The organism is Janthinobacterium sp. GW823-FHT01H08 (assembly GCF_058797855.1).
The window spans coordinates 3,527,130-3,539,153 of record NZ_CM179504.1 but is presented as its reverse complement, the minus strand read 5'-3'; the positions used below and the strand labels follow the sequence as shown (position 1 = coordinate 3,539,153).

Genomic DNA, 12,024 nt, shown 5'->3' with positions numbered 1-12,024 from the left:
TACCGCATCGAGCTGCCCTGGCTTTTGTAATGTCGGTGATGTGACGTTCTGCTTCCGATGGTTAGATCGCAGATTGGCACCACTAAAGAAAAATCTGAATATTGTGTTGGTTTGCACCGGGTACTGAGTCCGAGAACAGCTTGGCTCCCTTGGGTGCAGTAACTTCTGTAAAAATTGCGCTTACGCCAATTCCTTTGATTTTGGCAACTAGCGCTGGGGAATCATGCGGGAAATTGAGGCGCTCAACGTTGAGCGGTTTAGGTTTGAAGAACTGGATCATTGTGGCTTCTATAGTCTCGATGACATCGGCGAATTGCAAAACCGGCGGATCCAACTCTGTCGGCCGGTAAAGGACAATAGAAGTACTTTGCATGCTTGGCCGTCGGTTTTGCTCGGCAAGTAACTTCTGTAGCTTCTCATGCCCTTCGCCGAGGCGATCCTGGGCTTCACGTTTTTCAGCCTTCGCTATACCGATATAGTTAACGCGCAGGGGAATTAGTGGACAGTTTTCTGCGTAATGGAGGAGAAATGATAGGTTGCATGGGAAGCTTTCTGTACCCGGACCATCACCGCGAAACTGGAAGCTATCAGGAAATAGTCCATAGCGAGTTGCCTGCACATCAGTATAGGGAATCGGCGCACGAAACACGATCTCGTGTTCAGTAATTGAGCCCGGTTTAAGTTCGAGTTTTACAACCGAACCAAAGTGTGTCGCAGAAATCCGGCGCACGGACTCTGGGATAACCTCGGCTCTTGAATGCGTAACCAAAGTGTAGATTCGAAAGCTACCAAACTCTCCCTGCAATAACAAACGATGATCTTCGCTTGTACGAATGGCCGTTACCCCATTCATCATGCCAGGTGGTTGGTTTAGATAGTCAATCTGAGATGGGTCGACCACGGTCGCGGGGCCGGATGTGAAGTGAAGTATAGACATGTTTTGCTGAATCCTAAATTTAACAAGCTTGGACTTTTATACGGGCTTAGGCTATGTCCGCTTATGGCCGAATGCCGCCTAAATTTAGTGATGAATCATTGGCCCATCCACTGGATTTCAGGTGTTCTCACCTGCAGCGGCAACCAGTACTTCAGTGCATTTATTGCAGTCTCGACGGTCAATCCATCCACAAAAAACCCTCGATGCTCGTGTGCTTGTACCGTGGCTCGACCTTGTGCATCTACGTTAATTGTAAAATTGCCATAGTCGATGCCGTCGCCGAGGCACGCGACAAAAAGGTCCGATTCAGGCTTCAGATTGACAATCGAGAACGTCAGAACATCATCCTCGCTAAGGGACCTGAACTCCAATTGAGTTGGCTTTTTCCCTAAGGTCTCGAACTCTACATAGTAATGTGCTGCTAATCGCATTCTGCTTTATCTTATAGTGGCTGAAGCTTAGTTCTGCCGAATGTCTGCTACTGGCCGATTGCAGTCATCTGCAGGTTCCGCCCCGAAGCAGACATAGATCTGACGCATTCGACATATGCCACCGCAGCCGATTAAGCGTCGTGATAAACAACGCCGTATGTGTCGAACATAGCTCCAGCTAGCTCGACCATGCTTAAGCCGCTGCGCTCCCAAAAAAACAGAAAGTATTCCAACTTGTCGTAAGGTGCTTCAGCGTCCATGCCGTGCAGCGCACAAATCGTGGTTCTGATACGCAACACCTCAGGGTCATCCAACATATCGCGTCCTCGGATGGTCTCCCAAAGCCTCACCCGGACAGCTAAGGCCTCGCTATCCGTTGCCGAGCCCTCAAGATATCGTTTAGCAGCCAAAACAGAAGACTGCGCGGTAACGGGTAGACATTCGATCACCCGAGCCAGGGCGTTAACCATAAAGCGTTGAGCATCACCGTGCGCTACCGGATCATCCAGATCAACGGTGGATGAAATAACATCAAAAGGATCACGGTGAGACATGCTGACTTTCTGAGTAAAGCTTAATTGGTCAATTGCCGACTGTCCGCTTCTGGCCGATAGCGGCCCATCAGCATAACGAATTACCCAACGAAAAAAGTCACGCATTGTCACGTCGTTTAGCTAACGTCGCAGGTGCTAACTGTCCGTCATCACTTGCCGATGAGTTGCACTTCCAGTACGTGAAACACCGTTATCCCTGAAACAGACGCAATGTTCCAAGGGGCTTGTGTATTGATGCGCACCAGCTTGCGCCCAGCTGTGTCCATCCATTCGTGTTCGACAACGCAAGCAATGTATCCCGGCTGCGGATAGCTGCTGTCCGCACGCAGATCGTTGCTACTGATCACTGGCACTTTCTCAATGAATTCATGCCTGCCGCCATCGGCATCGCTCAGCACGCACGCGACCACGCCTGGAAAGGTGTCGTCAACGTAGCGTTCGATCTGTACGGACATTTTTCTTGTATCTCTGTTTAGACTTGAAACTTCCATGTTGCCTCCTCTAACACAGGCTCTGCAAGGCAAAATGCGCTGAGGCAGGCGTTTCCGGTGACGACCAGCCATTCGCGTCGCGTGCCTTCAACACCCTGGAGCATGTTCTCTTCCGCACTCCAGCCGCCTGCCAGCACTTCCAGGAGGTGGCTGCCGCATGGGAAGTCACTGGAATTCCAGTATCGCACCAGGTCGAATTCCTCAAGCAAGCGAAATCCGTCCACGTCGGGGAAGGTGATTTTCAGGCCGCTGACGTCATTTTGCTTACGCGAACAGGCGATCAGCACGATGAGTGTGCCGTCGGCATAGTTGACGGATGCAATATCGGAGTTGGGCTGCACCCCGTTTGATGGCAGATATGCGCGCGCCTTGAACGCCACTTTTGCCATATCGCCCGCTTCAGGCACTACTTTCATCATTTCGTCGCCATCCCCAGCATCTGCCGAATCACCGGCAAAATCATCCCCCAAGCATTCGACGTCGCCGCAATCTCATCGTAATGGCTGGCGCCGGGCAAGATTAGCACTTCCGCATGGTCGCCGGCCTTGAGTGCCCTGGCCGCGTAGTCGTGCGCGACTCTGGGCGGGGAGATGGTGTCTAGCTCGCCCGTGGCAAGCACAGTGCGGCTGCCGTTGGGGATCAGGTCGGCGGCGTTGGTGTCGCTGTAGATGTCGGGACGCTCAGTGCTGGCGCTGCCTGCCAGTTGCGCGATGTCGCGCTCGCAGCTGGTCTTGATCAACTCCTTTTCATGGCGCAGGTCGGCCAGGCCGCCCAGGCTGACGATGTTTTTTACCGGCAGGTAGGTGTCGCGGTACAGGGGGCTGGTCCTGGGCAGCTTTTCGCGGCCGGCGATCCACTGCACCAGCTGGCCGCCGGCCGAGTGGCCCATGGCGACGATGCGGCTCGTGTCGATCTGGTACTGGGGCGCGTGCTGCTGCAGGCTGTCGAGCGCCGCGTGCATGTCTTCGTAGGTGCCCGGATAGCCGCCACCCGGCTCGTCGACCCGGCGGTACTCGACGTTCCACACGGCGATGCCTTGCGCGACGAGGGCGCCGGCCACGTTGCGCATCTGTTTGATGCCGCCGAAGGCCACCGTCCAGCAGCCGCCATGGACGAGCACGACGACGGGGAACGGGCCGCTGCCTTCGGGCCGGAACAGCTGCGCGTATTGCGACGGCGCGGGGCCATACGCGATCTGCGCCGTGGGGGCGGGGCCGCTCAGGGCCAGGTAATCGTCGAGGCTCATGGGGGCGGCGACGGCGCCTTGGACGGAGGCGAGCAGGGCGGTGGCGATCAGGGAGGACGGCAAGGTGGTAGGCATGCTGGGATTCGCTTGAGAAGAGAGCAACACTTTAGCATAGGGTCGCGTGGGGGGAGAGATCAAGGGGCATGCTGTTTTCCTCCTGCAAGAGCGTTGCCCCATGGTATATTTCGGGCATCAGTTTTCCCCTTATCGACACGGTGCACGCAAACAACATTCTTTCCTTGCTGGACGCCGAGCATAGTGCGCTGGGCAGCATCGCGGCAGGCGCCGACCTGGCCCATGCATTGGAGCATTTGTTGCTGGCGCTGCAAGACCTGGCCGAGGGCGGCGCGCATGCCTGCCTCGTGCTTATCGACGAGGCCGACCGCTTTTGCGGCTTGTCCGCGCCCAGCCTGCCGCAAGACCTGTGCCTGGCCCTGCGCCACGGCGGCGAACAGCCTTCTCCATTCGGCACGGCGGCCTTTTCCGGCGCGCCCGTATATTGCGGCGATATGACGCGCGACGTGCACTGGAGCGCCGGACGCAAGGAAGCCATGCTGCACGGCTACCGTGCCTGCTGGGTCGCCCCCGTCTTTGGCGCGAAGGGGCATATCCTGGGCGTGCTGGGCCTGTTTTTCCAGACGACATGCCATCCCACGCAACCGGAAATCGAACTGCTGGCGCTGGCTGCGCGCGTGGCCGCGCATGTCATCGAGCGGGGCCAGCTGGAACAGGCGCTGCACGACAGCCGCGAACACTTTCATTACGCCATCGAGCTCAACACACAAGTGCTGTGGACGGCCGACCTCGACGGCAAGCTCGACTATGTAGCGCAGCGCTGGCGCGACTGGACGGGCGGCAGCGGCCTCGGTACCAGCTGGCTGGACGCCATCCATCCCGAGGACGTGCCCCGCACACTGGCGGCGTGGAGCGAAGCGGTGGGCAGCGGCCAGCCCCTGGACCAGGAAATGCGCGTGCGCCGGCAGGATGGCCAATACCGCTGGGTGCATTCGCGCGCGTATTGCCGGCGAGACGAACGCGGCCAAGCCGTGAAATGGTATGGCTCCTGCGAAGATATCGACGAACACTGGCAGGCGCGCAACGCCTTGCTCGACAGCGAGGCGCAGTTCCGTTCGCTTGCCTCGACCATGCCCAACCAGGCCTGGCTGGCGCATGGCAGCGGCGCCACCTACTGGGTCAACGAACAGGTGTGCGAATACACAGGGCAATCGATGAAGTCGCTTGTATCGAGCGGCTTTCGCCACTGCGTGCATCCGGACGACGTGCAGATCACGCAGAAAAGCTGGGACCGGGCCGTCGCCACCGCCAGCGCCTATGAGCAGGAGTTCCGCATGCGCCGCGCCAGCGACGGCGCCTACCGCTGGTTCCTGGCGCGCGCCTTGCCCCTGTTCGACGAGGCGGGCAAGGTACTGCGCTGGGTGGGCACGAATACGGACGTGCAGGAACAGAAGAACGTGCTGGAAAAGATGGCCTACCTGAATTCCTCGCTGGAAGTGGAAATGGCCAACCGCACGGCAGACCGCGACCGCATGTGGCGGCTGTCCACCGACATTATGCTGGTGGCGGACCTGTCCGGCATGATCATTGCCGTCAACCCCGCATGGAGCAAGATCCTCGAGCGCCCGGAAATCGAATCGCTGGGCATGGACTTCATCAGCCTCGTGCATCCCGACGACCGCATGGCGGCCCTGCAGGATTTGTCGCGCCTGGCCCACGGCGCGCCCACCTTGCGCATGGAAAACCGCTACCGCCGCCGCGATGGCGGCTACCGCTGGATTTCCTGGACGGCCGTGCCGGCGCAAAAGCTGATTCACGCCATCGGCCGCGACGTCACCGATGAAAAAGAGGCGCGTCTGGCGCTCGTGCGCAGCGAGCAAGCCTTGTTGCAGGCGCAAAAGCTGGAATCGATCGGCAAGCTGACTGGCGGCGTGGCCCATGATTTCAATAACGTGCTGCAAATCATCTCCGGTAATTTGCAGTTGCTGAAGCTGACCGTGGCCGATAATCCGCAGGCGGCCAGGCGCCTCGATTCAGCCGCCTCGGCCGTCGAGCGGGGCGCCAAGCTGTCGTCGCAACTGCTGGCCTTTGCACGGCGCCAGCCATTAAAACCGCTGGTGACGGACCTGGGCCGGCTGCTGCGCCGCATGCACGAGCTGATCCGCCGCGCCCTGGGTGAGGCGATTACCGAGGAAACCTTCATCAGCGAAGGCTTGTGGCATACCCTGGTCGACCCGAACCAGATGGAAAACGTGCTGCTGAATATGGCCATCAATGCGCGCGACGCGATGGACAAGGGCGGGCGCCTCACGTTTACCTTGAGTAACGTCACGCTCGACGCCGCCTATGCCAGCCTGCATGCCGATGTGCTGGAGGGGCAATACGTGCTGCTGACCATCACGGATACGGGCCACGGCATGGAGCGCGACGTGATCGAGCAGATATTCGAACCGTTCTTCACGACGAAAAAGGAAGGCGAGGGCACGGGCCTGGGCCTGTCCATGGCGTACGGCTTCATCCGCCAAAGCGCGGGCCACATCAAGGTGCACAGCGCGCCGGGCGCCGGCACGACGTTCAAGATATATTTGCCGCGCTCACTGGAAAAGCTGGCCGAACCGCCGCCTGGCCTGACGGGCCCCGTGCTGGGCGGCGGCGAGACCATCCTCGTGGTGGAAGACGACGCGCCCGTGCAGCACACGGTGGTCGACATGCTGCGCGGCCTCGGCTACGACGTGCTGCATGCGGACGACGGCGCCTCGGCGCTGGCCCTGCTGGGCACGGGCGTGGCCATCGACCTGCTGTTTACGGACGTCGTCATGCCCGGTCCCGTCAGCAGCAAGGAGCTGGCGCAGCAGGCGAGATTGCTGCTGCCGGACCTGGCCGTGCTGTTTACCTCGGGCTATACGCATAACGCCATCATGCGCGGCGGGCGGCTGGACGCTGGCGTCGAGCTGTTGAGCAAACCCTACCGGCGCGAAGACCTGGCACGGCGCATCCGCCATTTGCTGGCCGACCGCCGCCTGGTGGGCGCGCCCGATCCGTCCGGGCGGCGCATCCTGCTGGTGGAAGACAATGACGATGCGCGTGAAATGACCACCGAGATGCTCAATATGCTGGGGCACACCGTGCACGGCGTGGCGAGCGCGGAAGCGGCCATGCCGCTGTTGGCCATGCCGGGCCTGGACGTGTTGGTGACGGACATCAGCCTGCCCACCATGTCGGGTCTGGAACTGGCGCGCCATGCGCGCGCGCACTGGCCGCAGCTGGACGTGGTGTTTGCTTCCGGGCACGACTGGGGCGCCAGCCTGATGCAGGACGCCAGCGCGCGCTTCCTGCGCAAGCCGTTTGGCCTGGAAGAGCTGGCCAGCGCACTGAAGGCTCGCCGGCTCGACGTCTACTGACCTGGCGGCAGCAAGGCCCGCTGTAATTGCTTGACCGTAAATGGTTTCACCAGAAAGCGCGCCTGCGGGTCGAGCACGCCGGAATTGGCCGGCGCGTGGCCGGTGGAAAACACCACTTCCAGCTGTGGATAGTCGCGCGCCGCCAGCTCGGCCAGCTGGACGCCCGACATCTGCGGCAGGCTGATATCGGTCAGCAGCAGATCCAGTCCCGGCGTGCCCAGCAGCGGCAGGGCTTCCTCGGCCGTGCCCACGGCCAGCACCGTGTGACCGAGCATGGCCAGCAGTTCGCTCGTCATCGCGCGCGCGTCGGCATTGTCTTCCACCAGCAGGATATGCCTTCCCTCCGGCAGCGCCGGCGCAGGCTGCGGCGCCAGCTGCGCACGGTACTGGTGCAGGGCCGTCACATGGCGGCCGTTGGCCAGCAGGTGGCGGATGCGCCGCGCCAGGTCTTCGCGCCGGTAGGGCTTGCTCAACAGCTCGACGCCCGGCTCCAGCCGGCCGCCCTGCATGATGGCGTCCTGCGTGTAGCCCGAGGTAAACAACACGGCCAGCTGCGGCAGCAGCAAGCGGGCCTGGCGCGCCAGTTCCGTGCTGGCTACCTTGCCCGGCATTACCACGTCCGTAAACAGCAGGTCGATGGGCACGCCGCTGCCGACGATGGCCAGCGCGCTTTCGCCGTCGCTGGCGCGCAGCACGACGTAGCCGAGGCCGCGCAGCATGTCCACCACCGTCGTCTGCACCTGCACGTCGTCTTCCACGACGAGGATGGTTTCCTTGCCGCCCAGCACGGGACCGCCCAGTTGCAGCGGCAGTTCCGTTTCCGCTTCGAGCGAGCGCGGCAGGTAGATGCGGAAGGTGCTGCCGTGGCCTGGCAAACTGTCCACCGTCAGGTGGCCGCCGCTCTGGCGCAGGAAGCCATAGGCCATGGACAGGCCCAGTCCCGTGCCTTCGCCCTCGCTTTTCGTCGTGAAGAACGGTTCGAAAATCTTGTCCAGCAGCTCGGCGGGAATGCCCGTGCCCGTATCCGAGACGGCCAGCTGCACGTAGTCGCCGGGCGCCACGTCCGCATGGCGCGCCGCGTAGCCGCTGTCCAGCACGCTGTTGCTCAGTTCGATGGTCAGCTGGCCCTGGCCATTCATGGCGTCGCGCGCGTTGATGGCCAGGTTGAGGATGACGTTTTCCAGCTGGTGCGGGTCGACCAGCGCGCGCCAGCAGTCGTCGGCCAGCAGCAAACGCGTTTCGATGGTTTCGCCCGTGGCGCGCCGCAGCAGCTCTTCCGTCGAACGCAGCAGTTGCGCCAGGTCCGTCACAAGCGGTTTCAACGGTTGACGCCGCGCAAAGGCCAGCAGCTGGGCCGACAGCTTGGCGCCCCGTTCCACGGCGGCCGAGGCGCTGGCAATGCGCTTGGCGGCCAGCGGGTCGCCGTCCAGGGTCATCTGCAGCAGCTGCAGATTGCCCGAAATAATTTGCAGGACGTTATTGAAATCATGGGCCACGCCGCCCGTCAGCTTGCCCAGCGCTTCGAGTTTTTGCGATTGCAGCAGCGCCATTTCGCTGTGGCGCAACGATTCCTGCATGCTGAGCAAGGTGCTTTGCGCTTCCTTTTCCAGGGTGACGTGGCGCCCGGTGGCAAACACCAGGTCGCCTTCGGTCGCTGCCACCCACGACAGCCAGCGGTGGCCGCCATCGCGGTGCCGGTAGCGGTTTTCAAAGCTGGGCATGGCTTCCCGCGACACTTGCGCCAGCGCCTGGCGCGTGGCGGCCGCATCCTCGGGCAGCACGAAGTCGAACAGGCTGCGGCCCAGCATTTCCTCGGGCAGCCAGCCCAGGATGGCGCTGGCGGCCGGGTTGACTGCGGTAAAGCAGCCGTCGGCATCGATGGCCACCATCAGGTCTTGCGCGCTGCGCCACAGCCGCTCGCGCTCGCTGTTGCGCGCGGCCAGGTCCGCTTCCAGCTTCTTTTCCACGGTGATGTCGCGCGCGCTGCAATACACTTTCTCGCCCTCGGGCACGGCCACCCACGACAGCCAGTGCCAGCCGCCGAGCTTGTGGCGGTAGCGGTTTTCGAAGCGTAGCGCCGGCTGGCCCTGGTTGGCCGCCTCCCAGGCCGCATGGGTGCGCGGCAAGTCTTCGGGATGGATCAGTTCAAAAAATTTCGTCGTGCGGATTTCCTCGACCGACCAGCCCAGGGTGGCTTGCCAGGCCGGGTTCGAGTGTTCGAAATAGCCGTCGAGGTTGAGCACGCCCAGCAAGTCGGGGCTGACGTTCCAGGTGCGGCCGAACTCGCGCGTGCGCTCGGCCACCTGTGTTTCCATGGTGGCGCTGAGGGCGCGCAGGCGCGATTCCGCCCGGGCCCGCAAAATGGTCGACCAGACCCGTTCCGACACTTGCACGGCCAGTTCGATTTCGTCCGCATGCCACAGGCGTGCCGCGCTGCTGTGCACGACGAACAGGGCCGCCAGCCGGCCCTCCTTGGCAATGGGAATGTTCAGGAAGGCACGGATGCCCAGGCGCGCAAACGTGGCCAGCGCGGCCGGCATGGCCGTGCGCGGGTCGCTCGCTACATCGCTGACGGCCAGCGCCTGGCCGGCGGCCAGCGCATCGGCCAGGCGTGCGGCATAATCGCCGAGGAAATACTCGCCGGCGGCGCCGGGCGCCAGGCCGTCGCTCCACGCATGCTGCAGGGTAGGGCATTGCAGGCTCTGATCGATATCGAAACAGGCCACCTGCTGGGCGCCCAGGCGCTGTCCCAGCAGCTGCGCCGACAGGGACAGGATCTCGCCCGTGTCTTGCAGCAGCCGCAGCCGGCGTTCCAGCTGCAGCAAGAAGGCGACGCCGCTGGCGCCGGCCTGGCCGCGGGGGGCGGGTGTGATGCTCATGCCGGCCTCAGCTGCCGGCCAGCGGCAGGGTGACGCTGAACAGGGCGCCATTGCCGGGCTGGCTTTGCAGGGTGATGGCGCCGCCATGCGCGTCGACCAGCTGCTTGGTGATGAACAGGCCCAGGCCCAGGCCGCCGGTGCGGTCCTGGTGCATGACGCGCTCGAAGGCGTCGAAGATGCGCTCCTGGTCGCGCGCGTTGATGCCGATGCCATGGTCGCGCACTTCGATGACGGCGCTGTTCTGCGTGTGCGCCAGGCTGATTTCCACGGGCTGGCCCTGGCCGTAGCGCACGGCATTGCTGATCAGGTTGACAACGATTTGCTCGACGCGGAAGGCATCCCAGTAACCGTGGATGGGTTCGAAGGCCAGCACTTCCAGCATGCTGCCGGCCGCGGCGGCATGCGGCGACAGGTCGTCGGCCACCCGGCGCACCAGGCTGGTCAGATCGACCGATTCGCGGCGGATCGACAGCTTGCCGCTGGTAATGCGCGACACGTCGAGCATGTCGTCGATCAGGCGCACCATGCTGCGGATTTGCCGCCCGTCGCGCGCCACCATCTTGCCCAGCTTTTCAGGCTCGAAGGCGGCCAGATTGCCCCGCTCCAGGTTCACGGTGCGCATCTGCGTCTCGAGGAACAGCGTGTTCAGGGGCGTGCGCAGCTCGTGCGCCACCATGGACATGAATTCGTCGCGCAGGCGCAGCGAGCGCTGCAGCTCGGCCTGGGTGGCGCGCAATTCCTTCAATAACGCTTCCTGCTGCTGGCGGCTGTGCTCGAGCGCCTGCACCTGGCGCCGCGTCTCGCTGCGCTGCTGGTGCAGGGCAACAAAAACGTTGACCTTGCTTTGCACGGCATTGATGTCGAGCGGCTTGTGCAGGAAGTCGACGGCGCCGCTTTCATAGCCCTGGAAGGCGAAATTCATTTCCTTGCCGGCCGCCGTGACGAAGACGATGGGGATGTGGCGCGTCTTTTCCGTGCCGCGCATCAGTTGCGCCAGCTCAAAGCCATCCATTTCCGGCATTTGCACGTCGAGGATGGCCAGCGCGAAATCGTGTTCGAGCAGCAGGGCCAGCGCTTCTTCGCCCGACGAGGCCTGGTAGACGCTGCGGTCGCTCTCGCGGATCAGCGCATTGAGCGCGCGCAGGTTTTCCGGCAAGTCATCGACGATCAGCAGTTTGGTGCTTGTTTCATTCATCATGTTTCAATCCTGGCATGTGCCGCCCAGCGTAATGGGAAGCGGCGTGCGACGGCGCACGCTTGCGGTAGAGCTTTTCGGGACCCGGCAATGGCTCGAAGTCGGCGGCAAAGCGCGTGAAATGCGTGCTTTCCTTGCTGCCCAGGCCCAGGAAACCCCGGTGGCACAGCGAGTCGTGGAACAGGCCCAGGGCCCGCTCCTGCAAGGTTTTGTTGAAGTAAATCAGCACGTTACGGCACAAAATCAATTGCGTTTCGATAAAAACGCTGTCCGTCGACAAGCTGTGGTCGGCAAAGTTGATACTGTCGAGCAGACGCTGCTGGAAACGCGCCGTGGCATGCTCGACCGTGTAGTAGTCGGCCAGCCGGCCCAGGCCGCCCGCTGCCAGGTAGTTGGCGCCATACTCCTCGAGCCGGTGCAGCGGATACACGCCGCGCGCGGCCGTGGCCAGCGCCTGCGGATTGATGTCGGTGGCGTAGATCGTGCTGCGTTCGAGCAAGCCTTCCTCGTGCAGCACGATGGCCAGCGACAGTGCTTCTTCGCCCGTGCAGCAGCCGGCCACCCAGATGGTCGGCGACGGGTAGGTTTTCAGCACGGGCACCACGTGTTCGCGCAAGGCGAGGAAAAAGGCCGGATCGCGGAACATTTGCGTGACGGGCACGGTCAAAATCTGCAGCAGCTTGCCAAAGCTGGCTGCGTCATCCAGCACCAGTTGCTGCAAGGCAGGCAAATCGGCGCAATGGAAGCGCTCGAGCGCCTGGTTCAGGCGGCGGCGCTGCGAGGGCAGGGAATAGTCGCGAAAGTCGTAGCTGTAGCGCTGATAGATGGCTTCCATCAACGCGTGCAGTTGCTCGTCCGTGTAGCGCGGGGACATC

General features: G+C 62.3%; 10 protein-coding genes. 1 reads left to right on the top strand and 9 read right to left on the bottom strand.

Translation table 11 applies throughout. From position 1 onward, the window contains the following. Positions 1-82: 82 nt before the first annotated feature. The 6 genes from AC3RCG_RS15750 to AC3RCG_RS15725 all read right to left on the bottom strand — a co-directional run bounded on the left by AC3RCG_RS15750 (position 83) and on the right by AC3RCG_RS15725 (position 3,734). A complete protein-coding gene (locus tag AC3RCG_RS15750; RefSeq protein WP_492401302.1) occupies positions 83-937 on the bottom strand; it encodes a hypothetical protein in 855 nt (284 codons plus the stop codon). Positions 938-1,032: 95 nt separating this feature from the next. Beyond that, complete coding sequence (locus AC3RCG_RS15745) at positions 1,033-1,368, bottom strand: hypothetical protein (protein WP_492401303.1); 336 nt, start codon at positions 1,366-1,368, stop codon at positions 1,033-1,035. 131 nt (positions 1,369-1,499) lie between these two features. After that, the gene (locus tag AC3RCG_RS15740) at positions 1,500-2,027 is read right to left on the bottom strand and encodes a hypothetical protein (protein WP_492401305.1); all 528 of its coding nucleotides are present in this window, start codon (positions 2,025-2,027) and stop codon (positions 1,500-1,502) included. A gap of 44 nt (positions 2,028-2,071) precedes the next feature. Beyond that, positions 2,072-2,413, bottom strand: coding sequence for a hypothetical protein (locus tag AC3RCG_RS15735; protein WP_492401307.1), 342 nt, complete (start codon positions 2,411-2,413; stop codon positions 2,072-2,074). Beyond that, the gene (locus AC3RCG_RS15730; protein WP_492401309.1) at positions 2,395-2,832 is read right to left on the bottom strand and encodes a hypothetical protein; all 438 of its coding nucleotides are present in this window, start codon (positions 2,830-2,832) and stop codon (positions 2,395-2,397) included. The genes AC3RCG_RS15735 and AC3RCG_RS15730 overlap by 19 nt, the downstream gene beginning before the upstream one ends. After that, positions 2,829-3,734, bottom strand: coding sequence for an alpha/beta hydrolase (locus tag AC3RCG_RS15725; RefSeq protein WP_492401311.1), 906 nt, complete (start codon positions 3,732-3,734; stop codon positions 2,829-2,831). Before AC3RCG_RS15725 ends, AC3RCG_RS15730 begins: the two co-directional genes overlap by 4 nt. A gap of 68 nt (positions 3,735-3,802) precedes the next feature. Here AC3RCG_RS15725 and AC3RCG_RS15720 point away from each other — a divergent pair, with 68 nt between their 5' ends. Further along, positions 3,803-7,075: a PAS domain-containing protein gene (locus AC3RCG_RS15720; RefSeq protein WP_492401313.1), complete on the top strand. Its 3,273-nt coding sequence runs from the start codon at positions 3,803-3,805 to the stop codon at positions 7,073-7,075. Here AC3RCG_RS15720 and AC3RCG_RS15715 read toward each other — a convergent pair. From AC3RCG_RS15715 to AC3RCG_RS15705, 3 genes are read right to left on the bottom strand one after another with little or no spacing between them, the layout of a single operon-like run. After that, entirely contained in the window at positions 7,069-9,954 is a 2,886-nt protein-coding gene (locus AC3RCG_RS15715) for a hybrid sensor histidine kinase/response regulator (RefSeq protein ID WP_492401314.1), read from the bottom strand. The genes AC3RCG_RS15720 and AC3RCG_RS15715 overlap by 7 nt on opposite strands. A 7-nt stretch (positions 9,955-9,961) precedes the next feature. Further along, positions 9,962-11,152: a hybrid sensor histidine kinase/response regulator gene (locus tag AC3RCG_RS15710; protein WP_492401316.1), complete on the bottom strand. Its 1,191-nt coding sequence runs from the start codon at positions 11,150-11,152 to the stop codon at positions 9,962-9,964. After that, a complete protein-coding gene (locus AC3RCG_RS15705) occupies positions 11,142-12,023 on the bottom strand; it encodes a CheR family methyltransferase (protein ID WP_492401318.1) in 882 nt (293 codons plus the stop codon). The genes AC3RCG_RS15710 and AC3RCG_RS15705 overlap by 11 nt, the downstream gene beginning before the upstream one ends. Position 12,024 lies beyond the last annotated feature (1 nt).